We start from the raw sequence: 26,861 nt of genomic DNA on the forward strand, positions 1-26,861 counted from the left end.
CCGCGGGGTCCGCCGACGGCACGGGTATCCCGGCCGGGCGCAGCCGCCCCGGCCCCCATCGCGGGTCAGAGGTCGCCCAGCAGCAGACCGGGCCGCTCCACGCAGTCGGCCACGAACCGCAGGAAGCCCCCGGCCTCCTCCCCATCGCACACGCGGTGGTCGAACGCCAGGGTCAGCTCGGTCACCGGGCGGGCCACGACGTCCTCGCCCACCACCCACGGGCGCTTCACGATGCGCCCCATCCCCACGATCGCCACCTCGGGGTGGTTGATGATCGCCGCGGAACCGTCCACCCCGAACACCCCGTAGTTGTTCACCGTGAACGTCCCGCCGGTCAGCCTCGACGGCGGAAGCGACCCGGCCCGCGCGGCCGATGTCGCCGCCGACATCTCCGCCGCGAGCTCCCGCGTCGTCATCCGGTCCGCTTCACCGACCACCGGCACCATCAGGCCCCGCGGCGTCTGCGCCGCGAACCCCAGGTGGACCCGGCCGAAGCGGACCAGCTCGGAGCGTTCGGTGTCCACCCGCCCGTTCAGGGCCGGGTAGCGCCGCAGCCCCAGCAGGCAGAATTTCGCCAGCAGCGCCAGCACGCTCACCGGCCGCTGCGGGTCGGCGGCGTTCAGCTGCGCACGCAGCTCCAGCAGGCCGGTGGCGTCGGCATCCACCCACACCGTCGCCTCGGGGATCTCCCGCCGCGACCGTGTCAGCCGCTCGGCCATCGTGGCCCGCACGCCGCGCAGCGGGATCCGCTCCTCCTCGCCCGTACCCGCCTGGGACGGCACCGCGCGCGGCGCGACCGCCGCGACGCCGGGAGCGGCGACGTCCGACGCGGTGCTCGGCACACCTGCCGCGGCGGAGGGGCGCTCGCGCCCCTCGATCGCCGCGAGCACGTCGCGGCGCAGCACCAACCCGCCCTCGCCGCTGCCCCGCAGCGACGCGGCGTCGATTCCGTGCTCCCGCGCCATACGCCGCACCAGCGGTGAGACCACCGCGGTGCGCCGCCCCGCGCCGGGGGGCGGGGACGGAGACGCGGACGCCGTTGTCCGCGTCCCGTCCGCCGAGGGGGCACGCCGCCGGCCACCGCTGCGCCGCGGGGCCCCCTCCCCTGTGCCGTAGCCCACCAGGACCGCACCGGACCCCGGCGTCCCTGCGGTGGCGCCGTTGCCACCGCCGCCGGTTTCCGCGGACCCGCGGGCCCCGGGCACGACGACACCGGGCTCGCCGAAACCGGCGTCCGCCCCCGGTGCCGAGGCCGAGGTATCGATGCTGATGAGCGGGGCACCTACAGCGATGACCTCGCCGGGGCCACCGTGGAGCGCCACCACCCTGCCGCCGAACGGGCAGGGCACCTCGACGCTCGCCTTCGCGGTCTCCACCTCCACGACCGGCTCGTCGACGGCGACCTCGTCGCCGACGGCCACCCGCCAGCCGACGATCTCCGCCTCGGTCAGCCCCTCACCGAGGTCGGGTAGGGCGAAGTCGCGGACGGACCCGGGGGAAGAAGCGCGCGCCGTCACGCCCCCACCCCCGTGTGCTGCCGGGTGGAGCGGCCGTCGGCACTGCCCTCCACCCACTCCGACTCCCACTGCAGGCGGTCGACCGCGTCCAGGATGCGGTCGACACCGGGAAGGTGGTACTCCTCCAGCTTGGGCGGGGGGTAGGGGATGTCCAGTCCGCCGACGCGCAGCACCGGCGCCTCCAGGTAGTGGAAGCAGCGCTCGGTGACGCGCGCGGCGACCTCGGCGCCGTAACCGCCGAACGTGGAGGCCTCGTGTACCACCACCGCGCGTCCGGTCCGGCGTACCGAGGACACCACCGTCTCCTCGTCGAACGGGGCGAGGCTGCGCAGGTCGACGACCTCGATGTCGCGTCCCTCACGCCGCCCGGCCTCGGCGGCCTCCAGCGCGGTGGCCACCATCGGCCCGTAGGCGATCAGGGTCACGTCGCCGCCGGCGCGTCGCACCACCGCCCGGTCCATGGGCTCGGTGCGGGCCGGGAGGTCCAGCTCGGCCGTGGCCCAGTAGCGGCGCTTCGGCTCCAGGAACACCACCGGGTCGGGGCACTCGATCGCCTCGCGCAGCATCGAGTAGCCGTCGGCCGGGGTCGCGGGTGTCACCACCCGCAGCCCGGGGGTGTGGGTGAAGTAGGCCTCCGAGGAGTCGGAGTGGTGCTCCACCGCGCCGATCCCGCCGCCGTAGGGGACGCGGATGACCAGCGGCAGCTCCACCCGGCCCCGGGTGCGGTTGCGCATCTTGGCCACGTGCGAGACGACCTGCTCGAACGCGGGCAGCGCGAACGCGTCGAACTGCATCTCCACCACCGGGCGCTGCCCGTACATGGCCATGCCGACGGCGGTGCCGACGATGGCGGCCTCGGCCAGCGGAGAGTCGAAGCACCGGTCCTCGCCGAACGCGGCGGCCAGCCCGTCGGTGACCCGGAAGACCCCGCCGAGCGCGCCGACATCCTCCCCGTAGACGAGCACGTCGGGGTCGTCGGCCAGGGCGTCGCTCAGGGCGCGGTTGAGCGCCCGTGCCAGACTGATCTCGGCCATACTCGCTCAGCCCCTCCGCATCTCGTCGAGCAGCTCCTGGCGCTGCCGCCGCAGCATCGCCGGGGCGGTCGCGTAGACGTGGGAGAACAGGTCCTCCGGATCGAGCCCGTCCGCCCCGTCCAGGCGCTCGCGCACGTCGGCGGCGAGCCGCTCGGCCTCGGCGCCGACGCGCTCCAGCTCCGCGTCGTCGAGGCGCCCCTCGCCGCGCAGCAGCGCCTCCAGGCGGGTGATCGGGTCGCGTGCCCGCCAGAACTCCACCTCGGCGTCGTCCCGGTAGCGCTGCGGGTCGTCGGAGTTGGTGTGCGGGTCCAGCCGGTAGGTCTGCGCCTCGACGATGGCCGGGCCGCCGCCGGCGCGGGCCTCGGCCAGCGCCTGGGAGACCACGGAGTGGACGGCCGCAGCGTCGTTGCCGTCGACGTTGTAGCCGCGCATCCCGTACCCGATCGCCTTGTGCGCCAGGGTCGGGGCGGCGGACTGCTTCTCCAGCGGGACGCTGATCGCCCACCGGTTGTTCTGGATGAGGAAGACCACGGGGGTGTTCCACACCGCGGCGAAGTTGTAGGCCTCATGGGCGTCGCCCTCGCTGGTGGCGCCGTCACCCATGAGCACCAGAGCTGCCGTGTCGCGGCCCTTGCGCCGCGCGGCATAGGTCAGTCCCACGGCGTGTGAGGCGTTGGTGGCCAGCGGGGTGCACTGCGGCGCGCAGCGGTGCGACTCGGGGTCGTACCCGCTGTGCCAGTCGCCGCGCAGCAGCGTCAGCACCTCCACCGGGTCGACGCCGCGGGTGACCAGGGCGACGCAGTCGCGGTAGGTGGGGAACAGCCAGTCGTCGTCCGCCAGCGCCAGCACGCCGCCCACCTGGCACGCCTCCTGGCCGTGCGAGGAGGGGTAGACCGCGAGGCGGCCCTGGCGGGCCAGCGCGCCGGCCTGGCGGTCGAAGCGCCGTCCGATGATCATCGCCCGCAGCAGCGCCAGCAGGGTGCCGGGTTCGGGAGTGGGGTGGAGGCCCTCGCCGACGCGGTTCCCTCCGGGGTCCACAAGTCGGATCGGCTCCTGGGAGGGGAGTGGTGGAGCCGAGCCGGCCGATCCATCGGTGCGCTTCATGTCTTGAATATGAAGTGAATCACCCCATAGTGTCCATATCGTGCGCGCGACCGTGGACGGATGGCCGAAGCGAGTTCCCAGCGCCGCAGAACGTCCTGGATGATCTCCGCTGACGCGGTGTGAGGTGAGACACATGGCCGTGCGACTCGACGCGGTGGACCGGCGCATCGTCGAGCTGCTGCGCGCCGACGGCCGGATGTCCATCCGCGCCGTCGCCCAGCAGGCGCACATCTCCCGGGCCAACGCCTATGCCCGGCTCGACCGGCTGCGCGACCAGGGGGTGATCCGCGGATTCACCGCCGTCATCGACCCCGAGAAATACGGGACCGGGCTGGCCGCCTACGTCTCGGTGCGGATCGAACAGCATTCCTGGGAGAAGTTCCGCGACTACCTGCGCGACATCCCCGAGGTCGACCACGCCGCCCTGGTGTCGGGCGACGTCGACCTCCTCCTGCTGGTCAGGGTGGCCGACGCCGCCGCACTGCGCACCTTCGTCCTCGACCGCCTGCAGCGGATCCCGGAGGTCCGCAACACCCAGACGATGTTCATCCTCGACGAGCCGCCGATCAATCGCCACCCCTGAGATCGGTCGCCCGGGCGGAGAATTCGCCGCCGAATTTGCGGAACGTCGATTCTCCCGGCCTTTCGATTTCTCGGCGCCGCGTCCAGGGCCGCGGGTCGCGAAACGGCGGGGTGTTCTTCGTCACCGTTCCCGCCGTCCGCCCGGTCGAATATGCGGTTTGACGAAAAGTGCCCGGCGGGGCCAGACTGGCAGGGCAGCACCTCGTTCGGTGAGGCTCCTGCGTGAACACAGGCCACTGGTCCGTCGGTGTCGAGAGACGCCGCCGGGTTAGGACAGGCCTCCCCGGCTTAAGGGGTGGCCCCAAGTGGCTTCCGGGCGACCGGATCACGTCACGCAGTGCCAAAGCTCTGACGTGGAGGTTCTTCGTATCCCCGCGCTCTGGTCGAGGGCCGCGGCCGCAATTGGCGGTGCATGCGGTTCGTCCGGCCCACCTCACCGCCCGGTGGCGGCTGCCGTCGCGGGCGACCCGTCCGTGGCGCAGAGGCGCACTGGCCGGTCCGGGCGCGATCAGGGGAGGTGATGGCCGATGAGGCCGGGGCGAAGTCCGTCCGCGACGACCCACGGTAATGCCGCCTTCGAATACCCGCATCCGTGAGGCCGTGATTGTCTGCGGGGTCCGCGTTGCCGTTCCCCGATGTACACGTCGTCCATCCGGGCCACTTCCGTTCGAACGCCGAACGGCTATTTCCGCGTGCCTGCGCTTTCCCTCACGAATTCCGGAGGAGAAACCATGAACCTCGTTCGCACCTCCCTGCGCACGATCCTCGACGAGCCCCGCCCCGAGGCGCTGGAGCGCTGGTTCGGAGACATCACCGACCCGCACGAGCGGGGCGAGGAGCTGGCCGGCCTGGACCAGGAGCGCGCCGGGCGGCTGGCCCACCTCATCGGCCCGGCCGCCACCGCCGGCCTGGTGGAGTCGGTGGACCGGCACACCGCCGCCGATTTCCTCGGCCGGCTGCCGCTGGCGACCGCGGTCGGCGTCCTCGGTCTCATCCGTACCGACCGCGCCGCCGCGATCCTGCGCGAGATGCCTTCCCCGCTGGTGGTCGAGGTACTGGCACGGATGGGACGCGACCGGGCGGCCCCGCTGCGGACGGTGCTGGCCCACCCGCCGACGACCGCTGGGGCGCACATGACGCCGGTGTTCATCGCGCTGCCGGCCGAAACCCCGGCGGGGGAGGCCATCGAGAGGGTGCGGGAGAGCGCCGCCGACGGCGCGGTGGCCTTCACGCTGTACGTCACGGGCGACGGCGGAGAGCTGCTCGGCGTCGTCGCGTTCCGCTCCCTCGTGCTGGCCCCGGCCGCGGCCCCGGTCGCCGAGCTGATGCGGACCCGGGTCGTGACGGTCGCGGCCGACGCGGACCGCGAGGAGGCGGCCCGCCTGCTCAACGCGCACGACCACGCGGCCCTGCCGGTGGTGGACGACGGCCGGATCATCGGTGTCATCACCGCCGACAGCGTCGCCGAGATCGTGGAGGAGGAGGCCACCGAGGACGCCGAGCGCCAGGGCGGATCGGCCCCTCTGGACGTGCCCTACCTGCACGCCTCCCCGATGAAGCTCTGGCGCAAGCGGATCCTGTGGCTGCTGGTCCTGTTCGCCGCTGAGGCGTACACGGGCACGGTCCTGCGGCACTTCGAGGAGGAGCTCGAAGCCGCCATCGCGCTCGCCTTCTTCATCCCGCTGCTGATCGGAACCGGCGGCAACACCGGTACCCAGATCACCACCACCCTCGTCCGCGCGATGGCCACCGGCGAGGTGGCCCTGCGGGACATGGGGCGGGTCGTTCGCAAGGAAATGGGCACCGGCATGCTCATCTCGATGGCGATGGCCGGCGCCGCGATGATCCGCGCCTGGATGTTGGGGGTGGGGCCGCAGGTCACCCTGGTGGTGGTGCTGTCGGTCGCGGCGATCGTGCTGTGGTCGGCGCTCGTCTCCTCGATTCTTCCGCTGGTGCTGCGCCGCGTCGGCATCGACCCGGCGGTGGTGTCGGCTCCGTTCATCGCGACGCTGGTCGACGGCACCGGGCTGATCATCTACTTCGAGATCGCCAAGCTGGTGCTGTGGTGAGCAGGCGGCGGCCCCCTGGCGTCCGGCCCGTCCCCGAGCCCCAGCGGGCGGAAAACCGCGGACACCGGGGCGGCCGTTCAGCCGTGCGGACGGTATGTCACCGGATCGTCTCGCGCACCGCCTTGATGACGCCCGGGTCCCACATCATGGAGATGTGCTCCAGGCAGCGGGTCCGATGGTTGGTGGCGCCGTCGAGGCGGGTGCTGCCGACCGGGGAGATGATCAGGTCGCAGGGGGACCGGAAGGTCGTGTAGGTCACGCCGGGCGGGGTGGGATCGCCGTCGTTGAGTTCGCCGAGGAAGCCCGACCCGCGCTTCATCTCCCGGCAGGAGGTCAGCAGGGTGGAGCAGAACCCGGCGACCCGGGTCCCGTTGTTCGGTCCGCCGATGGAGACCCAGTCGTCGACCACGTCGGCCCCGCCGAGGTACCTGATGTACCAGCGCGAGGACAGCCCGCCCATGGAGTGGGTGACCACGTCGACCTGGGTGGCGCCGGTGCGGACGCGCACCCCGGTGATGTAGTCGTGGAGCTGCTCGGCGGTGGACCTGTTGCTCTGGGTCCAGTCGTAGGTGAAGACGTGCAGCCGGTCGGCGGGGTAGCCGTTGTCCAGGAAGTCCTGCCGCATGGACGACCACTGCGAGCCCTTACCGACGAAGCCGTGCACGAAGACGACGGGGTCGGGTTGGTCGGCCGGGGCGGCCTGGGCGGCGGGCGGGCCGAGGGTGAACGCCAGCGCCGCCGCGGCCGCGGCGGCGCCCAGGCGGGTGAGAAGACGACGCATCTGCGCTCCACTCCCGTGGTGGGGGAATTTTCAAGCAGTGTCCGCTATGTGTGCCTGCGACCGCATCGGCAATTTCGCCGGTGCATTGACCGTTGGTTTACCAACGAGTAACTTCGGCGGTGTGCTAGATGTGTCCCCCATCACATGTCCGGCCCGGCTGTACGGCCGCGACCGCGAGCGGAGCACCGTCCGCCGCCTCCTCGCGGACGCCCGCACGGGCACCAGCGGCGCCCTGCTCGTCCTCGGCGAACCCGGCATCGGCAAGACCTCCCTCCTCGACGACGCCCGCACCGCCGCACCCGAGTTCACCGCGCTGGAAGCACGCGGCGTCCCCGCCGAGACCGACCTCGCCTTCGCCGGCCTGCACCGGCTGCTGCGCCCCGTCACCGGCCGGTCCGCCGCGCTCCCCGACGCCCAGCGCGACGCCCTCGACGCCGCCCTCGGCCAGTCCGCCGCCGGAGCACCCGAACCCTTCCTCCTGTCCGTCGCCGTCCTCTCCCTCCTCACCGAAGTCGCCCAGAACCGCCCCCTGCTCGTCCGCGTCGACGACGCCCACTGGCTCGACACCCCCTCCCTCGACGCCCTCTCCTTCACCGCCCGCCGCGCCGGGACCGAGGGCATGTGCCTCCTCGTCGCCGCCCGCGGCGAGGTGCGCGCCGCCGAGGAGGACCACACGCGCCTGGCCGCCGGAGTCCCCGTCCTGCGCCTGGACCGGCTCGACGCCGACGCCATCCACGCCATCCTCGGCGACGCCGCGCCCCACCCCCCGGCCGACGCCGTGCGCACCGAACTGGCCGCCCTCGCCCAGGGCAACCCGCTGGCCGCCGTGGAACTGGTCGCCTCGCTCACCTCCGACCAGCTCGCCGGAACCGAACCCCTGCCCTGCGTCCCCGATCCCGGCGGGCGCCTGGGGCGGACGTATGCCCGACGCATCGGGCGGCTACCCGAGGCGACCCGCACGCTCCTGCTGCTCATGGCGGCGGCCGAAGGGCTCGCGCCGCCGACCCTGGTGCGCGCCGCCGAGCACGTCGGCGCCGACCTGGGCGCGCTCGAACCCGCCGAGGCCGACGACCTGATCCGGGTGGGCGAGGACGCGATCGGCTTCCGCCACCCCCTCGTCCGCTCCGCCGCTTACCACACCGCAGGGCTCGCCCGGCGCCGTGCCGCCCACCTCGTGCTCGCGCGCGTCTTCGACGAGATCGGCGACCCGCTGCGCGGAGCCTGGCACCGCGCCGCCACCGCCCCGCACCACGACGAGGAGTGCGGGCGCGAACTGGAGCAGGTCGCGGTCGCGGAACGGGGGCACAGCGGCTACGCCACCTCCTCCCGGCTCTTCGAGCGCGCTGCCGAGCTCACCCGGGACGGCGCCGCCAAGGCCGACCGGCTGACCGAGGCGGCCCGAGACGCCTGGCTCACCGGCCGACCCGGGCGTGCGCGCAGCCTGCTCGACCGCGTGCGCGCACTCGGCGACGGCCCGGGGCTGGACCGCGCCCGAGGCCGCACCGAACTCCTCCGCGGCCACATCGAACTCCGCACCGGCATCGCCATCGATGCCCACACCGCGCTCGGTAGTGCGGCCGAGCGGCTGCTGCCCGACCACCGCGACCTCGCCCTGCACACCCTGCTCCACTCGGCGGAGGCCGGCGCCCTGTCCGGAGACCACCACCGGTTCTGCGCGACCGCCGACCGGATGATGGCGCTGCGTCGGCCGGACGAGGCGCCGCACGCGCGCATCATGTTCGACTACGTCGCCGGGAAGGCGGCGATGTACCGGGGGCGCTACACCGAGGGCATCGAACCGCTGCGCCGCGCGGTCCACGCCTCCGAAGGCGTCGACGACCCCGAGGTACTCACCTGGGGCGGGATCTCCGCGCTGCTGCTGGGCGCCCCGTTGCGCGCCCACAACCTGCTGTCCCGTGCCGTGGCCGTGGCCCGCCGGACCGGGGCGGTGTCGGCCGTGCCCCACGCGCTGGAGTTCCTGACGTATGCCGAACTGTGGACCGGGCGGCTGCCCCTGGTGTCGGCCAACGCCACCGAAGGTCTGCGGCTCGCCGACGAGACCGGTCAGCGCAACTGCGCGAGCCACCACCGGGCGTCCCTCGCCATGGTCGCGGCGATCCAGGGGGAGCAGGACGTGTGCCGCAGCCAGGCCGCGGCCTCGCTGGGCCACGCCGAGGCCCACGACCTCGGCGTCACGGGGGCGCTGGCGACCTGGGCGCTCGCCCACCTCGACATGGGGATGGGCCGGATGAACGACGCGGTGGTCCGGCTGCGCGCCATGGCCAAGGCCGGTCCGGGGCGCGGCCACACGGCGCTGCGGCTGCTCAGCGCCCCGCACTACCTGGAGGCCGCCATCCGGACGGATGACGTGGGTCGGGCGGAGCGGGCGCTGCGCTCCTTCGACCGGTGGGCGCAGGCGACCGGCAGCGACGGCGCCCGCGCGCTGGCCGCGCGATGCCGGGCGCTTCGCGCGCAGGGGAAGGCGGCGGAAGGGCATTTCGAGGAGGCGATCGCGCTGCACCAGCGGGGCTACTGCGACTTCGAGCGTGCCCGCACCGAGCTGCTGTTCGGCGACATGCTGCGCCGCACCCGCCGGGTGCGCCGGGCACGCGAGTACCTGCACGGTGCGCTGGAGACGCTCGAACGGCTCAACGCCGTGCCGTGGGCGGACCAGGCCCGTGCGCAGCTTCGGGCATCGGGGGAGTCGGTCCGCACCCGGGAACGGCCCGCCCTGGAGTCGCTGAGCCCGCAGCAGCTGCAGATCGCCCGGTTCGTCGCGGAGGGGGCGACCAACCGCGAGGTCGCGGCCCAGCTGTTCCTCAGCCCGCGCACCGTCGACCACCACCTGCGCAATGTGTTCACGAAGCTCGGAATCCGCTCCCGCGTCGAACTCGCCCGCATGTTCACCTGAGCGGCGGCATGATGTGGACCGGGAGAGTCCGGCATACACATCTACGGCATACGGGGATCATTCCGCGCGGCCCGGGGCCGGTCCCGAGAAATACCGCTACCCGGGCATTGGTCCGTTGACCGCGCCATTACCGGAATGAGCGCGGTTGTTGAATCGGTGACTATTGAGATCGCCACCATCCGGGCGATCCGCCACATGAGTTCGTCGCCTTCCCGCTGATCATCATCGATTCTCATCGGACCCATCCGACCACCGTGGACTTTCACCCCGCTTATGGGCGGCTGAAGTATCGGCTGCCATTCGGATGAGCGGCGGGCGCGGGCGCGCACCGCTTGACCTCAAGCCTGGTTGATGTTTTAGCGTCGTGGGGCGAGCGGGGGATATCCCCCGGACCATGCGGATGATGGGAGCCGGAACATGGCGATCGAACTGAACCACACCATTGTCGCGGCGCGGGACAAGGAGGCCTCGGCGCGGTTCCTGACCGAGATCCTCGGCCTTCCGGCGGCCAAGCCGTTCGGTCCGTTCATGGCCGTCGAGCTGGACAACGCCGCGACGCTCGACTTCATGAACGTCGACGGCGAGATCCCGTCCCAGCACTACGCCTTCCTGGTCGGCGAGGACGAGTTCGACGCGGGCTTCGCCCGGATCCGGGAGAAGGGGCTGGACTACTGGGCCGACCCGATGCAGGAGCGGCCCGGTGAGATCAACACCGACGACGGCGGGCGCGGAGTCTACTTCCTGGACCCCGACGGCCACTTCCTGGAACTGATCACCCGGCCCTACGGCAGCGGCGCGGAGGACTGATCGGCCGTCGCCGCTCGCCCGGGGGCGGCCCGCGGCGCGTCGGCCAGCAGCACGGCGGCGGCGGCCCGGGCGTCCCCGGCGGCGTCGGGGTTGCTGCCGGTCGCCGCGCCGACGATCGAGCCGTCGACGAGCAGCAGGAGTCGGGCGGCGTGGTTCTCCGCGGCGGCGATGCCGTCGAGCTCCAGGAAGTCCGTGAGGTCGTCGTGGAGCATGCGCTTGTGGGTGTAGGTCGCCTGCGCGATCCGCTCCGATCGGGCGGAGAGCTCGCCGAAGGCGTTGATGAAGGCGCAGCCGCGGAAGTCGTCGGTGTCGAACCACTCGCCCAGGAAGTCGAAGACGGCCAGAGCGCGCGGCCCGCCGGTGTCGGCCGCCTCGACGAACGCCGTGAGGTCGCGGCGCCAGTGCAGGTCGCGCCGTGCGAGGTAGTGGATGACCAGGTCTTCCTTGCCCGGATAGCACTGGTAGAGGCGTTTGAGGGAGATCCCGGCCTCGCCGCGGATGGCGTCCATGCCGACGGCCTGGATGCCGTTGCGGTAGAACAGCCGTCCGGCCGCATCCAGGACACGGTCCCGAGCCTCGGCCAGGTTCACGTCGGCCAACTTTCCGATCGGAGGTACTTGCGCGCGAGAACGGTCGTTCTCTAGGGTACATAAGCGAAGGAGAACGACCGTTCTCCGCAGCCTGTCGACGCGTGCGACGGTCGACGGATCCGACCCGGAGGTGGACCACATGACCGCACGTCCGCCGCTTCCCCCCTTCGACGAGGAGTCGGCTCGACGCAAGGTCCAGGCCGCCGAGGACGCGTGGAACACCCGGGAGCCCGACCGCGTGGCCCTCGCCTACACGCCCGACTGCGTGTGGCGGAACCGCGACGACTTCATCGTCGGCCGTGCCGCGATCATCGACTTCCTGGCGCGGAAGTGGAAGCAGGAACTCGACTACGCGCTGCGCAAGGAGCTGTGGAGCTTCGGCGGAAACCGGATCTCGGTCCGGTTCCAGTACGAGTGGAACGACGTGGCGGGACGCACCTGGCGGAGCTACGGCAACGAACTGTGGCAGTTCGACGGGCACGGCCTGATGAGCCGCCGCGAGGCGAGCATCAACGACGTCCCCATCCACCCCGAGGAGCGCCGCATCCTGGGTCCTCGTCCGGACGAGGAGTACGGGAACGCGCTGCCGCTCCGCTAGGACACGATCCACGATCCACGCCCCAAGGGCGGGGGCGCCGGGCCGTTCGCCGGGGCGGCGCCGCCACCGATTCCGCGTGTCGCGCACGGGGGCCGTCGCGCGGGATCGGTCCTTCGGGGGTCAGCCGATGATGAGGAGGAAGAGACGGCCGGGCATGTTCACGAATCCGATGGCCCCGGCGAAGATCGCGGCGGCGATGAGCAAGGGCGTCGTCGCGAATGCCAGCACGACCTCGAACGTCGACGAAATATCGCGGGGGTGGAGTTCGCTGGGAACGTAGCGGATGGTCCGGGTCTTTTTCGGCGCCGCGTGGTCGGAGTCCCCCGGAATATGGGTGTACTCGCGCGCGGATCCGTCCGGATCGGTGAATGTGTAGATCTGGTAGGTGGTGGAATTCCCCTCGGCGTCGCGCCGGGTTTCGGTGTGGCTGTAGCGAGCCTCCATCCGGACGCCTTTCGTCAGCACCAGCCACGCGCTGCGAATTCCGTTCACGGAGAGAGTGAGAAGGGCGCCTGCCGCGTACCAGCCGATGAATCCGCACCAGGACATCAGTGCCCAGAACCATTCACCGAAGATGATGAGACCCAGGGAATTGAGGGTGAACAGCATCAGCAGGACGCGTGTTGCGAGTTCCTGGGGTTCGCATCGTTCGAGGAGCGGGGGCTCGTCGGGGCGGGGCGAGACGGTGACGGCAGACCGGGCGGAGGCCGCGGGGGCGTCTCCGTTCCGGGGGATCTGGGCGGTGATGGCCGTGGCGAAGGCGGTGGCGTCGCGGGGTGAGCACAGCAGTTCGTAGACGGACGGATGGCCGGTCCCGGTGTCACGAACGGTGACTCTCAGGCTACTGGCGTAGGCTGGGAAGGGGTCGGCCTCCGCGTCGGTGATGGCCGTGTAGGGAATGTGGCTCACCGTGACCGCGTCCTCCCAGACCAGGGCTTCCGGGGTGAGCCGGATGGTCACGCCCGCCCTGCGGATGCTCAGCGAGGGGGGCGGTGAGGGGTAGGTCTGTTCGGCCATGGCGAGACTTCCTTTTTCCTCTTTAGAGGCAATCATGCCTGAGAGGAGGCTAATAGGGGACACCCCTAGTCGGATCAATGAGTGAACAGCGATCTGCCTCACGTTCGCCGGGTGGGATTCCGGACGGGCCGCGGCATTCTCCGCTCCCGTCCGTGGGGTATCCGCGCGCGTCATGTATGTCACTCTTCGTTTCCAAGTGAATTCTCCGTGTAGTCGTGGGTGGCGTTTCGCGCGGCGTGCCGCGCTGCCACTGCGGTGTCGCTAAGGAGATTCGGAGCTTTCGGGCATCGGTATTCTGATGGGTTGATTCGCCATAACCCGGCGATGCGGTCGCCTCTGATGAAGCAGTGGTTATCCAAGGGTTAGAAAAAAGAGGCGGAGCCGTGCGTCGGGATTGGTCAGCCTAACCTCAGGAAAACCCGCGGGTAGGGAGAACGACCGGTCGACGTGGACGTCCCATGGATTGGTCACCGGCAAGGCGGCGGTCCGCCCCCGCAATGCGCGGACGGCGGGTTCCGCGCACATTCGACCATGCCCCCCAGGAACGCCCGTGCGGTGCACACCACCGCCCTGACCAGCCACGGAACCATACCACCCGGCGCACTTCCCGGACCTCGTACCGCGCCGGAGTACCCTTCTGGAACAACGCGGTTACGGGATTTCCCCACACCCCGCCGGACACCCCCCGACCGGAAACAAAGGTGGCCATGACCCGCGCGCGATCCGCTTCTCCACATGTCCCCGCACCCCCGATCCACGCCCCCGCCATCGTGGAACACACCGCCGCCCGCGGAAACGACCGGACCGCCGATCCCCGCCGGCTCCCGCGAAGGGAGTCGAGATGATGCCGGTGGACGCGATGGGTGCATTCGCGGCCGGTGCGATGGCGGGCGACCTCCCCCCGGCCCACGCGGCCGCCCAGGCCGCCGTGGAACCCGACGCCGCCCTCCTTGCCTCCTTCACCCTCTACCTCGTCCTGGTCATCGGCATCGCCGTTTACGCCACCCGCGTCGCCTCGGGGTCGGCGGCCGGATTCTTCCTCGGCGGGCGCGCGATGAAGCAGGTCGTCGTCGCGCTGAGCGCGGTCACCTCCGGCCGCAGCGCCTGGCTGCTCCTCGGCCTGACGGGGCTGGCCTTCATGACGGGGGCCTCGGCCGTCTGGTCGGTCGTCGGCTACACGCTGATGGAGCTCTTCCTGTTCCTGTTCGCCGCGCCCCGGCTGCGGCGGTTCACCGGCAGGCGGGGCGACATCACCCTGACCGACTACTTCGTCAGTCGCCTCGGCGGCGGACGGGGGCTGCGGGCGCTCATCGCCGCGGTCATCGCGGTCTTCATGATCGCCTACGTGTCCGCGCAGTTCACCGCCGGAGGAAAGGCCTTCGCCGGCACCTTCGGGCTGCCGACCGCGACGGGCGTGTGGATCACCGCGGGCATCGTGCTGTTCTACACGGTCGTGGGCGGGTACGCCGCGGTGGCGCTCAGCGACGTCGTGCAGGCCGTCTTCATGCTCTTCGGGCTGGTGGTGCTGCCGGTCATCGCCATGGCGAGCATCGGCTGGACCCCCATGGTGGCCACCCTGCGCGCGCTGGACCCGTCGCTGCTCGACCCGTTCTCCCTGGGCATCGGCGCGCTGGTCGGCGCGCTCGCGATCGGCCTCGGGTCACCCGGCAACCCGCACATCATCATCCGGTACATGTCCATCGACGACCCCCGCCGTCTGCGCGGCGCCGCCGCCTGGGGAACCGTGTGGAACGTCCTCATGGGGTGGGGCGCGGTATCGGTGGGCCTGGTCGGACGGGCGGTCTACGGCGACGTGGAAGCGCTGCCCGGAGCCGACAGCGAGCAGCTCTTCCCGTTCCTCGCCGCGGAGTACCTGCCCGCGTTCGTCGCCGGCCTGCTCGTGGCGGCGGTCTTCGCGGCCATCATGTCCACCGCCGACTCCCAACTCCTCGTCGGCGCCTCGGCGGTGGTCCGCGACATCTACCTGGGGCTCATCCGCGGAGGCCGCAGGCTGGAGGAGGCCACCGCCGTCCGCGTCAGCCGCTGGGTGGTCCTCGCCATGTGCCTGCTCGCGGTCGGCCTGCTCCACGTTCCCGGCATCGACGACGTCGTCTTCTGGCTCGTCCTGTTCACCTGGGCCGGCCTCGGCGCCGCGTTCGGCCCTCCCCTCCTGCTCTCCCTCTTCTGGAAGGGCACCACCGCGGCGGGGGCCGCGGCAGGCGTCATCACCGGCACGGTCACCACGGTGACGTGGTACTACACGCTCAGCGCCCACATGTACGAACTGATCCCGGGTTTCATCGCCTCCACTCTCGCCACCTGGCTCGTCAGCCTCGTCACCCGCAAACCGGACGACACCGACTCCCTCATGGCCGACATGCGCCCGGAATCCGACCGGCGGCCCGCCTCCGGAAACCAAGACGGGACCTGCCCGTAGTCGGTGGGATCCCTATGCGACTTGCTGCCAGCGGGCCGCCATCGCGTCGATCTCGGCGGCCTCATTGATTCCCCGGCGGCGGAACGGAGACAGCGTCGCGCGGATGTCGGCCACCGCTGCACGGGCGCGGGCCGAGTTCACGCCTTGCTGAGGTATTCCACGACCGCCGAGCGGCCGACTCCTCCTCCGAGGCGCTCGTCTGCGCGGACGACGTCGCGGACGGTGTCGACCTCGGCGTTGCCCACCGCCCCGCCCCGCAGGGCGGACTCGGCACGCTCGGACAGTGGGGCCGAGCCGGGTACCGCCATGGCAGCGGGCAACGAGAAGGCGGCGGTGAGGAATCCGTGTCGGTCCACGTCCATCCTCCCGAGGTGGGCGAGGTCGCCCACCAGGTCGCCAGTGGCGGCGGGGGTGTCTGCGGGCGAGCCTAGTCCCAGATCGGTCGGCGTGATCGGGCGTCGGGCCCGGCGGGCCAGGGCTTCGGCCAGATAGGCGGCGGTGGCGGGTTTCGGGCGGATGCCGCGCCCGGCCGTGCCCACCGTGGAGTCACCGACGTCCACCGGGGGTGAGCTTGCCGCCGAGAGCTGCGACCTCCCAGCCTGACGCCTGCCATGCGCCCACGTCCAGCCCGCCCCGAGCGTCCACCAGCCGAGCGTGGCGAATGGCGGTTCGCAGCTGGCCCGGGTCGATCTCGGTGAATTCCGGCCAGCCGGTGAGGTGGAGAAGGACGTCCGCGCCCACGACGGCGTCCAGGGCACTGGGCGCGTACACGAGGTCAGGGTGGGCCTTGCGGGCATTGTCCATCGCCTGAGGATCGTAGACGACGACCTCGGCACCTTCACCGACGAGGCGGGATGCGACATCCAGAGCCGGGGAGTCGCGCACATCGTCCGTACCGGCCTTGAACGCCGCCCCCCACACGGCCACACGGGAGCCCCGAACCGACCCGCACAGGTGGCGCGCGGCCCGGCAGACGGACTCGCGGCGTTCCTCGTTAACCGATTCCACACCCTGCAGAAGGTGGGCGAGCTGATAGGCACCGGTTTCACTGGACGACGCGATGAGCGCGCGCACGTCCTTGGGCAGGCAGCCCCCGCCGTATCCGAGCCCCGGCGCCAAGCCCTGAGAACCGATGCGCTGGTCGTGTCCCAGTGCCTCGGCGGCGGTGTGCACGTTCGCGCCGACCTGCTCGCACATACCGGCGATCGCGTTGATGAAGGAGATCTTGGTGGCGAGGAACGCGTTGGCGGCGACCTTCACCAGCTCGGCGGTCTGCAGGTCGGTGACCAGGAACGGGATCTTCTGCTCGATCTGCGCGGCGGAGACCTCCCGCATGGCCTCCTCGACCCGGGGGGAGTCGGTGCCGATGACGATCCGGTCGGGGCGCAGGGTGTCCTCCACGCCGAAGCCCTCGCGCAGGAACTCCGGGCTCCACCCCAGCTCGACGTCGCGCCCGGCCGGGGCCAGGGTCTGCAGCCGCGCCGCCGCGCAGGCGGCGGTGCCCACCGGCACGGTCGACTTGCCGATGACCACCGCCGGGCGGGTCAGCCGGGGGCCCAGCGCGTCGATGGCCGCGTCCAGGTAGGTGAGGTCGGCGGCGTTGGAGTCGGCGCGCTGGGGGGTGCCCACGCAGACGAAGTGGACGTCGGCGAACTCGGCGACCTCGTCGTAGGAGGTGGTGAACCGCAGGCGGCGGCCGGCCAGGTTACGGCGGAAAAGGTCGTCGAGTCCGGGTTCGTACAACGGGGCTCGCCCCCGTGTAAGGGCGTCGACGAGGTCGGGATCGACGTCGAGGCCGATGACATCGTGGCCCAGTTCGGCTGTGCAGGCAGCGTGGACGGCTCCGAGGTAGCCGCACCCGATGACACTTGTACGCATGGACACGTTCCTCTCAGGGGCTGGGCTACCCGCCCGTGAGAAGAGGGGTCAGGGGCGGGCGGCCAGGTAGCGGTCGATGGCTGTGCGGATGAAGGGCGGGATGGTCAGTGTGTCGAGCTGGCCGGGTGCGACCCAGCTGAGCTTGGCCCCCTCGGACAGCGGGAGGAGCGCGGCATCGCCGTCCCAGTTGGCGGCGTAGACGGTGATGAGCTGCCCGGAGCCGTGCTCGTCGAAGACTTCGCAGAGCTCTTCCAGGCGCGTGATAGTGAGCCCGGCCTCTTCGCGCAGTTCGCGTACGATCGCCCGGCGGGGGTGCTCGCCCGGGTCGCATCCGCCGCCCAGCACCGACCAGTGGCCGGGCCAGGCGATGGACGGGATGTCGTCGCGCAGGTGGAGCAGGAGCTCGCCCTTGCTGTTGGTGATGATGGCCACTGCGCCGCGGGGCAGATCGGTTCGCATCCGACCACGGTAGAGCGCCCGCTGATCGTGTGGCGAGCGAACACCTCAGGCCGCCGTTGCGCGGGCGCTGGTGAGCCACTGCGCGTAGATGACGGCCTGCATGCGGGTGCGGTCGTAGCGGTCGGCGGGTTTCAGGCCTGCCTGGAGCAGGGGATGCAGTGCGGCTGGGGCGTCGGGGATCGCCGAATGGACCTGCTGCTCGGCCCATGACGCGAGCGGGCCGTTCAGCCATGCGGGAACTGGTGAGGCGAAGCCCAGTTTGTCGCCGTTGGCCCACACCTCCTCCGGGACGCCGAGTTCGCGGGCGGCGTCGCGCAGGACGCGTTTGCCCGTGGCGGGGCGGAGGATCTTGTGGTCGGCCGGGAGGGCGTAACACCATTCGGCGAAGGCACGGGCGAGGTACGGGGAGCGCCGCTCCAGCGAGAAGGCGGAGGCGAGCTTGTCACTGGTGGCCACGAGTGGGCGCCAGCTCGTGGCCAGGTCCACCAGGGTCAGGGCGCGGGCGGCATCGCCGCCTGCCCGGTCGAAGCAGTCGGCGACCAATGCGCGCACCCGCCCATGGGGGTCGGGGCCGCGGGTGATCAGACGCGCGGCGGTCTCGGGTCCTGTAAGCGGCCGCGTGGCCGGGCCCATGAGCTTGGAAGCCAGCGGCCGGTAGGCGTGCAGCCCGCCTGCGAGGACGGCTCGGGCGCCGAAGAGCACCAGCGCATGGCGGACATAGCCCATGAGCAGTTCGTCGGGGCCCAGTCCGCCGTAGACGACGCGGATCCCGCGGTCGGCGATCGCCCGGTAGGCCATGTGCTCGCTGAGCAGGGAGGCGTTGCCGACCGGGTAGTCCAGGGCCGCCACAATGCGGGGGAGCTCCTGGCACAGGTCGTGCGCTGAGGGTTCGACGACGAGGAGTTCGGCGCCGACAGCCCGTGCAACGCGGGCGGCGGTGGCCGACTCATCCAGGCGCTGTTCACCGGGGTAACGAACGGTGACGCACACCTGAGGCCGCAAGAGATAGGCCAGCAGGGCGGAGTCCAGCCCTCCCGATAGCAGGAGTGCCGCCCTGCCACCATGGCGCCGCGCGGCCACATCGGATTCCAAAAGGCCGACCGCCCGCTCTACCGCGGCCGGATACGCCGGCTCGGCGGGGCAGGTCGACGCCAGATCCCACCACCGCCCCTGTGACAACGAGCCGCTGGCGGTGTCGAAGCACAGCACGCCGCCAGGGGGCAGCAGCTGTATGCCCTGATAGGGGGTGTCGGCCGCGACCGGTGTCTCCAACGCCCCCATCTCGGGCCGGTAGACCAGCGCGGCCGGCCCGTACCCTGTGAGGCTGGAGACCTCCGAGGCGAAGGCGAGCCGCCCGCCGTCCAGGCGCCAGTACAGCGGTTTCTCTCCGAAGCGGTCGCGGGCCAGGTACAGCACACCGCGGCGGGGGTCGTAGACAGCCAGCGCGAACATCCCGTCCGCCTCCTCCAACGCGTGCGGCCCGTGCTTGTTCCAGGCCCGCAGAAGCAGGTGGGCATCCGTCTCGTGCTGCTCCAATTCGATACCCCACCGCCGCGCCAAGCACCGGAAGTTGTAGACCTCCCCGTTGAGAGCCAGCATCAGTCCGGAGGCCGCATCGCGGTAGGGGCCGACGGCGGCGTCCGGCGCGACGACCTTGAGGATGCTCATCGCCAGCACCGCGCGGCCGTCGGCGGCACACGCCTGCCCGGTGCCATCAGGGCCGCGGTGGCGCTGGGCCCACCCCATGGCCGTGACCGTCTCGGCGTGAAGTGAGGCATCCGGGCCGGCGAGACCGGCGATTGCGCACATGAGACCTCCCGTTTGCGGATGGCCGGGCCTGCTTGGATCGGACGGCCACGCCTCCCAGCAAACTCCCGGCGCACCTCGGCGGGGGAGGGCTCACGCGGGGGCACACGAATCACGTGCGGGGTTCACACGCCCTCACCCACCGGCTACGGTCAGTGCACGCCCCCAGGAGGAGACTCCATGGCCCACCCCCCGAACACCGCGCTGCGCGACCTCATCCGCCACTCCGGCGCCAGCCACAAAGCGCTCGCGCACCGCATCAACCAGCTCGCCCCACCCGGCGCACCCACCGCCTACACCCACACCTCCATCGCGAACTGGGTCAGCCGGGGCATGAAGCCGCGCCCGCCCGCGCCGCGCCTGCTGGCCGCGGCCCTGTCCGAACGCCTCGGGCGCCGGGTGGAACTCGCTGAGATCGGCCTGGCCGGCACCGAGCCCATCGACGAAGATGTGGGTTTGGCCTTCCCCCGATCACTGCCCGCCGCCATCCAGGCCGCGGGCACCTTCTGGAGCCACATGGACCGCCGCCACTTCCTCAACGCCGCCTTCAGCACCGCAGCGTTCGGATCACCGACCCTGCGGTGGATGTCGCAGCACGCCGACGAAGCGGCCGCCCACCACGGCGGTCGGCGCATCGGACGCGCCGACATCACCGAACTGGCCGATCTCGCCGAACAGGCACGCCACACCGACTCCCGCTACGGCGGCGCCAGCGTCGGGGTGTCAGCGGTCGCCGTCTGCCTACGCGATGTGTGCGCCCCCATGCTCAACGGCACCTACACCGACGAGGTGGGCAAGGACCTGTTCACCGCCACCGCCATCCTCGCCCGGCTGGCCGGGTGGGCGGACTTCGACGCAGGCCACCACGCCCGCGCCCAGCGCCAGTGGATCCAGGCCCTGCGCATGGCACGCGCCGCCGGGGACGTCAGCCTCGGCGCCTACGTGCTGTCCTGCATGGCCCTTCAGGCTTCCCTTCGCGGCTTCCACGACGAGGCTCTCGACATGGTCGAGGCCGCCACCTCCGCCACCCGTCGCGGCTCTGCGCCACGAGTGCGAGCATTCCTTCACCTCATCGAGGCGCGGGCCCACGGCCGCGCGCTGCGTCCTCGCGCGGCCGGTCGCGCCCTGGCCATGTCGGAGCGCCTACTGGAGGCGGCTGGTGTCCGCAGCGGCGACGACCCGACGTGGATCGACTTCTACACGCCCGCCCGGTTGGCCGCGGACGCGGTGGAGATCCACCGTGACCTGGGGCAGCCCGAGGCGGCGTTGCGTTGGAACGGACAGGCGCGGATGCCGACCGACCGCTTCGCCCGCTCCTTCGGGCTGCGGTTGGCCGTAGTGTCCTCAGCGCACGTCCAATCCGGTGATCTGGACGCTGCCCTGCCCGCGGCACACCAGAGCGTGGACGTCCTCGCCCGAGTCGCCAGCCGCCGCGCGCAGGACTACCTCGACGACCTCGCCACACGGCTCGCGCCGTGGCGCGCCCAACTGCAGGTGGGGGAACTCTTGCGTCGAATCCACCCCGGCGAGCACCGCTGGGTGCCAGCCTGACCTCGCGAGACACGCAAACCATCCGGGTGTGGGGGCGAGTGGAGACGGTTGCCCCCCATGCACGCCGCCTCACCCGCCTTAGCGAAGGACTCCGTATCTCCTCCCTCCGAACCCATCGGCGAGCCAAGGGGCAGGCGGCCCTGCACTGGCTGCGCATCCGCCTGGAGCCCGGAGCTTGAAACACGCCGTGTGGCTGATCAGGGTTCCTCCCCGCCCCTTCCTCGGGGAAGGAACCCGGCTTTGAGTCGGCCTCTGCGATAATCGGATCGGCCGCTCCGGCCCTGCTAAGCCCAGGGCCGGAGCGGTTTCGTCGTTCCCGGGATCATGTCTCGGGGGTGCCTTCCAGGTCGAACCAGACCTCGCGACCGAGGACGTTGCCCCGGTGGCCGAATCCGCTGGCCAATGACCGCACCAGAGCCAACCCGCGCCCGCCGAGGGCGTCGGAGTCGGTGTCCTTGACTGTGGGCGTCTTCTCCGACCCGTTGTCGCGGACGACCACGCGGACCATCGAGGGGTAGAACTCGACGCGCACCCACACGACCCCGCCGATCCAGCTGGAGCGGGTGTGCGCGAGGGCGTTACTCGCGAGCTCGGTGACACACAGCTCCGCGACCCAGAGGACGTCGCCGGGGTAGTCGCAGAGGATCATACGGAGCCACGAGCGGCAGTTGGGAACCTCACTGGCGCTGCCCTCGAAGCAGCCGCACTTGATGCTGAGCGGGGGGACGTAGGTGAGCTGACCGGTCAAGGAAACCACCTGCTCAGGGGGTAGTGACACGCAATGTGCGCGGACGCTCGCTCTGAGCGTGTGGTCTCACTCTGCACTGAGCAAAAGCTCTGAGCAACCACTTTGAGTGAATCTGTTGAAAACCGCTCGCGCCACCGGGAGACTGAGCGCATGATCACTGAGAGTCCCACGCTGAACTCACTCCGCCTGGGGCGTTGGTTGCGTGAGCTACGGGAGAGTGCAGGCCTTTCCCCTGCGGATGTGGCTGATGGCGTCGGAATCCATCGCACAACGGTGGCGCGACTGGAAAAGGGGAAGGTTCGCCGTGTCAAGCGCAGAGATCTCACCGCGTTGCTGGACCTCTACGACGTCCATGATGAGGAGACCCGGGGCGAGATCTTCCAACTAGCCGAGGGTGCTCGCCAGCGAGCGTGGTGGGACAGCTACAAGAAGGACCTTTCAGAGACCTACTCCCACTTCATCGGCATGGAAGCTGGTGCTGAACGGATCAGAACGTGGCAGCCGCTTATCATCCCAGGGCTGTTGCAGACTGCGGACTATGTGCGCGCCACCATGAGTGCCCCGGGCTTCCACCTCGACACAGAGGCGATCGAACAGCGTGCTCAAGTCCGTATGGCACGACAGAGGCTTCTGGCACCGGAGCGTTCCCTGGACTTCTGGGCCATCCTCGACGAAGCGGCACTCCACCGCGAGGTCGGCGGTAAGGAGACCATGCGGGCACAGCTGCGACATCTGGCAGAGATGGCAGAACGCCCTAATGTAACCATTCAAGTCGTCCCGTATTCCGCAGGTATGCACCCGGGGACTGCTGGGAGCTTCATGATCATGGAAGCCCCTGAACTGGAGGGGAGCAGTGCGGTCTACATGGAAACGCCCATCGGGGACCTGTACCTACAAGACAATGCAGACGTGCAACGATGTCGAGATATATGGGAGTATTTGATCGCTTCTGCGCTGGGAAGACGGGACTCGGCCGGGCGGATCATGGCAGTGGCAAAGGACGTGAATGATGACTAACAAAGCGGGCCGGGGAGTGCAGCTCGGGAACTGGAGCACATCTAGCCACAGTGGGACGGGTGGCCAGTGCGTCGAGGTCGCCGACCTGGCTCGGCCTTCGTCCGTGTCGCAGGCACAGTGGCGCACCTCCAGTTACAGCCAGCCGACCGGCGAGTGTGTCGAGGTGGCTGCTTTCCCGGGGCACCGCGCAATGCGCGACTCGAAGTACCCGGGCGCGGGACACCTCGCCTTCACCGCTCGCGAATGGAACGCCTTCCTCCACGCCGCCAAGGGCGACCGACTGTAGTCCCTGTTCCCCCTAACCGACGATCGGGCGCTCCTCGGGGAGTTCGAAGCGGCGGACGTGGCGGCGGAGGGCCAGGGCCGAGGCGAGGGTGATGGGGCCGAGGCGGCCGATGAACATCAGGGCGATGATGATGAGTTCGCCCATCGTGCCCAGGTCGCCGGTGATGCCCGTGGACAGGCCGACCGTGGAGAAGGCCGAGGTGGTCTCGAAGAGGATCTCGTCGAGCGTGAACGGCGTGATGACCATCAGCGCCATCGTCGCGGAGAAGACCAGGCCGATCGCGAGCAGGGCGACCGTGATGGCCTGCTGGGCGACGCCCGCGGCCAGGCGGCGGTTGCCGACGTGGACGGTCGCCTCGCCGCGGACGTTGGCGTAGATGACGAAGGCCAGCAGCGCGAACGTCGTCACCTTGATGCCGCCGGCCGTGCCCGCGCTGCCGCCGCCGATGAACATCAGCATGTCGGTCATCAGCAGCGTCTGGGTGTTCATCTCCCCGAAGGGCAGCGATTCGAAGCCGGCCGTGCGCGGCATGACCGCCTGGAACCAGCCGGTGAGGACCTTGTCTCCGACACTGAGCGGGCCCATGGTGGCCGGGTTGCGCCACTCCAGCACCACGAAGGCGACCCACCCCACGGCCAGCAGCACGCCCGTGGTGGCCAGCGTGATCTTGGCGTGCAGGGTCCAGCTGTGCGGCTCCTTGCGGCGGCGCGCGTGGCGCCACAGCTCCACCCAGACCGGGAAGCCGAGACCGCCCGCGATGACCGCCACCGACACCGGGACCGTGATCCACGGGTCGGTCGCGAAGCCCTGCAGGCTGTCGGAGTACAGCGCGAACCCGGCGTTGTTGAAGGCGGAGACGGAGTGGAACAGCCCCAGGTAGGCGGCGTGCCCGATCGATTCGCCGTAACCGGCCCACAGCCGCAGGGTGAGGACGGCGCACACCGCCGCCTCGAAGATCAGCGTCACCCGCAGGATCCCGGACACGAGCTGGCGGACGTCGCCGATCGTCACGCTCTTGGTCTCGGTCCCCGCGGTGATCTGCATCCGCAGCCGGATCCGGCGCGTGACCACCAGCGTGAGCACCGTCGCCAGCGACATGATGCCGAACCCGCCGATCTGGACCAGTCCGAGGATCACGACCTCGCCGAACGTCGACCAGTACACCGGCGTGTCCACGACGATCAACCCGGTCACGCACACCGCCGAGGTCGAGGTGAACAGCGCCGTCACGAACCCGGCGGACTCCCCGCTCTCGGTCGCCGCCGGGAGCAGGAGCAGCACGGTGCCGAACGCGACCATCGCGGCGAACGCCAGCACCACGAGCGTCGCCGGACGCCTCAGCCCGGCCAGGTCGCGGAGGCGGTACCGGGCCGCGGCGGCCCCGGTTCGGGAACGGAACCGGTCGAGTCGGCTGGACCGTGTGAACCGGGAGCCGACCCTGGACGAGCTGCGCAGACTCAACCGGGTCCTCCGTGATCGTGAAGCGGGCGCGCCGATGGCCGCCGGGTCGGCGGGGCGCACGGTTCCGACACACGGTCGGAAATCGGGCATGGCTTTGCCAAACTAAAGCATGACCGGCCTTGCGGCGGCGCACCGCCACGGCCCACGGGCGTGTCCCACCGGCGACCTCCCCCTACACCGGCGGTGAGCCGAAACACCCCGCGCCGCCCGGTGGACCGGCCGCGCGCGGCGGCGCCGGGCGCATAGCATCCTTCGTCGGGACGTGCACACAGCCAGACGTGCACACAGCCACTCGAAGGAAAGAGGGATCCACCCATGTCGGGACGGTACGGCAGCGGCCAGGGGCGGGGCCACGGAGGGCGCCCGGATCACCGCGGCCGCACCGGCGGACGGCGGCCCGGCCGCAACGAGCCGCCGCGGATCCACGGCCGCCGCGACGACGCCCGCCTCGCCGCCGAGCTGCGCGACATGTCCGGCGCCTCCTACGGCCGCTACAAGTCGCTCCAGGGCGACTGGGACTACGGCGACTTCACGCTGACCGTCGACCGGGTGCAGTCCGACCCCTTCGCCCCGCCCTCCCGCGTCTCCGTGCTCATCCCCGCCGACGTCGCCGAACTGCCCGATTCGGCGTGGCGCTCGCCGGTGCGCCGCCGCGCCACCGCCGACTTCCTGGCCCGCCGCGCCTACCGCGTGCTCAAGGGCTCCCGGCTGCGCATCGACGTCGGCGGCCAGGAGGTCATCGACCGCGCCTCCGTGCAGATCGAGGAGGGCGACCTCCGGCTCCGCCTGGGCATCGAGCTGCCCGGCCACGGGCGGCGCATCGACGGCCGCACCGCCGAGCACGAGCTCTGCGACCGCCTCCCCGACCTGGTCGACGCACTGCGCTGGCCCGAGCTGGACACCCGCGCCGCCGTCGCTTTCGCCGACACCGTCGAGGACACCACCGCCCTGCGCGACCGGCTGCCCGACCTCGGCCTCGTCGCCTTCGTCGCCGACGGCTCGGTGCTTCCGCGGCGCAGCGGCGTCAGCGACCTGCCCATGGACGGGGAGGGAAACGCCGTCCCCTTCGCCTCCCCCGACAGCCTCCGGGTCACCGTCCGCCTCCCGCACCGCGGCGAGGTGCGGGGAATGGGTGTACCCGAGGGCATCACCCTCATCGTCGGCGGCGGCTTCCACGGCAAGTCGACCCTGCTGCACGCCCTGGAGCGCGGCGTCTACGACCACATCCCCGGCGACGGCCGCGAACTCGTCGCCACCCGCCCCGACGCCGTGAAGATCCGCGCCGAGGAGGGCCGCCGGGTCGAGCGCACCGACGTCGCCTCCTTCGTGCGCAACCTGCCCACCGGCGCCGACACCGGCGACTTCTCCACCGACAACGCCTCGGGTTCCACCTCCCAGGCCGCCAACATCGCCGAGGCCCTGGAAGCCGGGTCCGCCACGCTGCTGGTGGACGAGGACACCACCGCCACCAACCTGATGATCCGCGACGCCCGGATGCAGGCCCTGGTGCACGGCGACCGTGAACCCCTCACGCCCTTCGTCGACCTGGTCCGCCCCCTGCACCGGGAGCACGGTGTGTCCACGGTGCTCGTCATGGGCGGCAGCGGCGACTACTTCGACGTCGCCGACACCGTCATCATGCTCGACGGCTACCGCCCTTCCGATGTCACCGAGCGGGCGCGCGGCCTGGCCGCCGAGCGTACCGACGCCGAGTTCACCGTCCCCGCCCACCGGGTGGTCGACCCGCGCTCGGTCGACGCGACCGCCCGCGGCCGCGCCCGCCTCAAGCGCCGCGACATGGACGTGCTCACCTTCGGCGAACACGACATCGACGTCCGCGGCCTCGCCCAGCTCGTCGACCCCGGCCAGGTCATCGGCGTGGGCCTGGCGATGCGCCTGCTCGCCGAAGACGGACTCCTCGATACCGGGCGCACCCTGGCCCAGGCTCTCGACGCCCTCGACGAGCGGCTCGCGTCCGGCGGCGTGACCGCGCTCGGCCGCGGCTACGCCGGTGACTACGCCCGGCCCCGCCGATTCGAGGTCGCCGCCGCGCTCAACCGGTTGCGGACGCTGCGCGTCGCCCGCCTGGAGCGCCCTGTCGGCCGCGGCTGAGGCGGGGAACCCGCCGCGGTGCCGGAATGCGCCGCGGCCGGGCCGTGTTCGCTACGAATAGGGACCCACGGAGCGCCCGCACGCCACGGCCCCGGC

General features: G+C 71.2%; 22 protein-coding genes and 1 riboswitch. Of the genes, 10 read left to right on the top strand and 12 right to left on the bottom strand.

Annotated features, from left to right (window positions below; translation table 11 throughout):
- Positions 1-65: 65 nt before the first annotated feature.
- Genes HNR23_RS05290 through pdhA form a run of 3 tightly spaced genes read right to left on the bottom strand, consistent with a single transcriptional unit; the run spans position 66 to position 3,655 of the window.
- A complete protein-coding gene (locus HNR23_RS05290; protein WP_343070429.1) occupies positions 66-1,517 on the bottom strand; it encodes a dihydrolipoamide acetyltransferase family protein in 1,452 nt (483 codons plus the stop codon).
- Entirely contained in the window at positions 1,514-2,551 is a 1,038-nt protein-coding gene (locus HNR23_RS05295; RefSeq protein WP_184074061.1) for an alpha-ketoacid dehydrogenase subunit beta, read from the bottom strand. The genes HNR23_RS05290 and HNR23_RS05295 overlap by 4 nt, the downstream gene beginning before the upstream one ends.
- A gap of 6 nt (positions 2,552-2,557) precedes the next feature.
- The gene (pdhA, locus tag HNR23_RS05300; protein WP_184074063.1) at positions 2,558-3,655 is read right to left on the bottom strand and encodes a pyruvate dehydrogenase (acetyl-transferring) E1 component subunit alpha; all 1,098 of its coding nucleotides are present in this window, start codon (positions 3,653-3,655) and stop codon (positions 2,558-2,560) included.
- A 133-nt stretch (positions 3,656-3,788) separates the two neighbouring features.
- On the opposite strand from pdhA, the gene HNR23_RS05305 reads away from it, so the two are divergent.
- Together HNR23_RS05305 and mgtE are read left to right on the top strand one after the other, a co-directional pair.
- Entirely contained in the window at positions 3,789-4,238 is a 450-nt protein-coding gene (locus HNR23_RS05305; protein WP_184074065.1) for an Lrp/AsnC family transcriptional regulator, read from the top strand.
- A 193-nt stretch (positions 4,239-4,431) separates the two neighbouring features.
- A riboswitch (M-box (ykoK) riboswitch) is annotated at positions 4,432-4,603 on the top strand.
- Between the two features lie 365 nt (positions 4,604-4,968).
- On the top strand, positions 4,969-6,306 hold the full coding sequence (gene mgtE, locus HNR23_RS05310) for a magnesium transporter (protein ID WP_184074068.1): 1,338 nt from the start codon (positions 4,969-4,971) through the stop codon (positions 6,304-6,306).
- Positions 6,307-6,403: 97 nt separating this feature from the next.
- Here mgtE and HNR23_RS05315 read toward each other — a convergent pair whose 3' ends face one another.
- The gene (locus tag HNR23_RS05315; RefSeq protein ID WP_184074070.1) at positions 6,404-7,087 is read right to left on the bottom strand and encodes an esterase/lipase family protein; all 684 of its coding nucleotides are present in this window, start codon (positions 7,085-7,087) and stop codon (positions 6,404-6,406) included.
- A gap of 121 nt (positions 7,088-7,208) precedes the next feature.
- Here HNR23_RS05315 and HNR23_RS05320 point away from each other — a divergent pair, with 121 nt between their 5' ends.
- Positions 7,209-9,998 carry a helix-turn-helix transcriptional regulator gene (locus HNR23_RS05320; RefSeq protein ID WP_343070430.1) on the top strand — a complete coding sequence of 930 codons (2,790 nt, stop codon included), beginning with the start codon at positions 7,209-7,211 and terminating at the stop codon, positions 9,996-9,998.
- Positions 9,999-10,415: 417 nt separating this feature from the next.
- Positions 10,416-10,805 carry a VOC family protein gene (locus HNR23_RS05325; RefSeq protein ID WP_184074072.1) on the top strand — a complete coding sequence of 130 codons (390 nt, stop codon included), beginning with the start codon at positions 10,416-10,418 and terminating at the stop codon, positions 10,803-10,805.
- Here the strand turns inward: HNR23_RS05325 and HNR23_RS05330 are convergent.
- Complete coding sequence (locus tag HNR23_RS05330; RefSeq protein ID WP_184079935.1) at positions 10,781-11,395, bottom strand: TetR family transcriptional regulator; 615 nt, start codon at positions 11,393-11,395, stop codon at positions 10,781-10,783. The genes HNR23_RS05325 and HNR23_RS05330 overlap by 25 nt on opposite strands.
- Before the next feature lie 139 nt (positions 11,396-11,534).
- Between HNR23_RS05330 and HNR23_RS05335 the strand changes: the two genes are divergently transcribed.
- Entirely contained in the window at positions 11,535-11,993 is a 459-nt protein-coding gene (locus tag HNR23_RS05335) for a nuclear transport factor 2 family protein (RefSeq protein WP_184074074.1), read from the top strand.
- Between the two features lie 120 nt (positions 11,994-12,113).
- Here HNR23_RS05335 and HNR23_RS05340 read toward each other — a convergent pair whose 3' ends face one another.
- Positions 12,114-13,010: a hypothetical protein gene (locus HNR23_RS05340; RefSeq protein WP_184074076.1), complete on the bottom strand. Its 897-nt coding sequence runs from the start codon at positions 13,008-13,010 to the stop codon at positions 12,114-12,116.
- Positions 13,011-13,851: 841 nt separating this feature from the next.
- Here HNR23_RS05340 and HNR23_RS05345 point away from each other — a divergent pair.
- On the top strand, positions 13,852-15,447 hold the full coding sequence (locus tag HNR23_RS05345) for a sodium/proline symporter (protein ID WP_246421602.1): 1,596 nt from the start codon (positions 13,852-13,854) through the stop codon (positions 15,445-15,447).
- Between the two features lie 137 nt (positions 15,448-15,584).
- On the opposite strand, the gene HNR23_RS05350 is transcribed toward HNR23_RS05345, so the two are convergent.
- Genes HNR23_RS05350 through HNR23_RS05365 form a run of 4 tightly spaced genes read right to left on the bottom strand, consistent with a single transcriptional unit; the run spans position 15,585 to position 19,593 of the window.
- Positions 15,585-16,007, bottom strand: a complete 423-nt coding sequence (locus HNR23_RS05350) for a hypothetical protein (RefSeq protein ID WP_184074078.1) — start codon at positions 16,005-16,007, stop codon at positions 15,585-15,587.
- Positions 15,994-17,325, bottom strand: coding sequence for a UDP-glucose dehydrogenase family protein (locus HNR23_RS05355; RefSeq protein WP_184074079.1), 1,332 nt, complete (start codon positions 17,323-17,325; stop codon positions 15,994-15,996). Before HNR23_RS05355 ends, HNR23_RS05350 begins: the two co-directional genes overlap by 14 nt.
- A gap of 48 nt (positions 17,326-17,373) precedes the next feature.
- Positions 17,374-17,784, bottom strand: a complete 411-nt coding sequence (locus HNR23_RS05360) for an NUDIX domain-containing protein (protein WP_184074082.1) — start codon at positions 17,782-17,784, stop codon at positions 17,374-17,376.
- A 45-nt stretch (positions 17,785-17,829) separates the two neighbouring features.
- The gene (locus HNR23_RS05365; RefSeq protein ID WP_184074084.1) at positions 17,830-19,593 is read right to left on the bottom strand and encodes an asparagine synthetase B family protein; all 1,764 of its coding nucleotides are present in this window, start codon (positions 19,591-19,593) and stop codon (positions 17,830-17,832) included.
- 177 nt (positions 19,594-19,770) lie between these two features.
- Here HNR23_RS05365 and HNR23_RS05370 point away from each other — a divergent pair, with 177 nt between their 5' ends.
- Complete coding sequence (locus HNR23_RS05370; RefSeq protein WP_184074086.1) at positions 19,771-21,141, top strand: sporulation protein; 1,371 nt, start codon at positions 19,771-19,773, stop codon at positions 21,139-21,141.
- A gap of 322 nt (positions 21,142-21,463) precedes the next feature.
- On the opposite strand, the gene HNR23_RS05375 is transcribed toward HNR23_RS05370, so the two are convergent.
- Entirely contained in the window at positions 21,464-21,889 is a 426-nt protein-coding gene (locus HNR23_RS05375; protein WP_184074088.1) for an ATP-binding protein, read from the bottom strand.
- Positions 21,890-22,039: 150 nt separating this feature from the next.
- Between HNR23_RS05375 and HNR23_RS05380 the strand changes: the two genes are divergently transcribed.
- Together HNR23_RS05380 and HNR23_RS05385 are read left to right on the top strand one after the other, a co-directional pair.
- Positions 22,040-22,906, top strand: coding sequence for a helix-turn-helix domain-containing protein (locus HNR23_RS05380; protein ID WP_184074090.1), 867 nt, complete (start codon positions 22,040-22,042; stop codon positions 22,904-22,906).
- Positions 22,899-23,192 carry a DUF397 domain-containing protein gene (locus HNR23_RS05385; protein ID WP_184079938.1) on the top strand — a complete coding sequence of 98 codons (294 nt, stop codon included), beginning with the start codon at positions 22,899-22,901 and terminating at the stop codon, positions 23,190-23,192. Before HNR23_RS05380 ends, HNR23_RS05385 begins: the two co-directional genes overlap by 8 nt.
- A 12-nt stretch (positions 23,193-23,204) precedes the next feature.
- Here HNR23_RS05385 and HNR23_RS05390 read toward each other — a convergent pair whose 3' ends face one another.
- On the bottom strand, positions 23,205-24,509 hold the full coding sequence (locus tag HNR23_RS05390; RefSeq protein ID WP_184079937.1) for a potassium transporter TrkG: 1,305 nt from the start codon (positions 24,507-24,509) through the stop codon (positions 23,205-23,207).
- A gap of 459 nt (positions 24,510-24,968) precedes the next feature.
- On the opposite strand from HNR23_RS05390, the gene HNR23_RS05395 reads away from it, so the two are divergent.
- Entirely contained in the window at positions 24,969-26,765 is a 1,797-nt protein-coding gene (locus tag HNR23_RS05395; RefSeq protein ID WP_184074092.1) for an ABC-ATPase domain-containing protein, read from the top strand.
- The last annotated feature ends 96 nt before the right edge of the window (positions 26,766-26,861 follow it).

This window comes from Nocardiopsis mwathae, from assembly GCF_014201195.1.
Taxonomy (GTDB): domain Bacteria; phylum Actinomycetota; class Actinomycetes; order Streptosporangiales; family Streptosporangiaceae; genus Nocardiopsis_C; species Nocardiopsis_C mwathae.

Coding starts and splice junctions, on each gene's coding strand:
- HNR23_RS05295 (WP_184074061.1), bottom strand. CDS start 2,551: ATGGCCGAGATCAGTCTGGCACGGGCGCTCAACCGCGCCCTGAGCGAC.
- pdhA (WP_184074063.1), bottom strand. CDS start 3,655: ATGAAGCGCACCGATGGATCGGCCGGCTCGGCTCCACCACTCCCCTCC.
- HNR23_RS05305 (WP_184074065.1), top strand. CDS start 3,789: ATGGCCGTGCGACTCGACGCGGTGGACCGGCGCATCGTCGAGCTGCTG.
- mgtE (WP_184074068.1), top strand. CDS start 4,969: ATGAACCTCGTTCGCACCTCCCTGCGCACGATCCTCGACGAGCCCCGC.
- HNR23_RS05315 (WP_184074070.1), bottom strand. CDS start 7,087: ATGCGTCGTCTTCTCACCCGCCTGGGCGCCGCCGCGGCCGCGGCGGCG.
- HNR23_RS05325 (WP_184074072.1), top strand. CDS start 10,416: ATGGCGATCGAACTGAACCACACCATTGTCGCGGCGCGGGACAAGGAG.
- HNR23_RS05335 (WP_184074074.1), top strand. CDS start 11,535: ATGACCGCACGTCCGCCGCTTCCCCCCTTCGACGAGGAGTCGGCTCGA.
- HNR23_RS05340 (WP_184074076.1), bottom strand. CDS start 13,010: ATGGCCGAACAGACCTACCCCTCACCGCCCCCCTCGCTGAGCATCCGC.
- HNR23_RS05345 (WP_246421602.1), top strand. CDS start 13,852: ATGATGCCGGTGGACGCGATGGGTGCATTCGCGGCCGGTGCGATGGCG.
- HNR23_RS05355 (WP_184074079.1), bottom strand. CDS start 17,325: ATGCGTACAAGTGTCATCGGGTGCGGCTACCTCGGAGCCGTCCACGCT.
- HNR23_RS05360 (WP_184074082.1), bottom strand. CDS start 17,784: ATGCGAACCGATCTGCCCCGCGGCGCAGTGGCCATCATCACCAACAGC.
- HNR23_RS05365 (WP_184074084.1), bottom strand. CDS start 19,593: ATGTGCGCAATCGCCGGTCTCGCCGGCCCGGATGCCTCACTTCACGCC.
- HNR23_RS05370 (WP_184074086.1), top strand. CDS start 19,771: ATGGCCCACCCCCCGAACACCGCGCTGCGCGACCTCATCCGCCACTCC.
- HNR23_RS05380 (WP_184074090.1), top strand. CDS start 22,040: ATGATCACTGAGAGTCCCACGCTGAACTCACTCCGCCTGGGGCGTTGG.
- HNR23_RS05385 (WP_184079938.1), top strand. CDS start 22,899: ATGACTAACAAAGCGGGCCGGGGAGTGCAGCTCGGGAACTGGAGCACA.
- HNR23_RS05395 (WP_184074092.1), top strand. CDS start 24,969: ATGTCGGGACGGTACGGCAGCGGCCAGGGGCGGGGCCACGGAGGGCGC.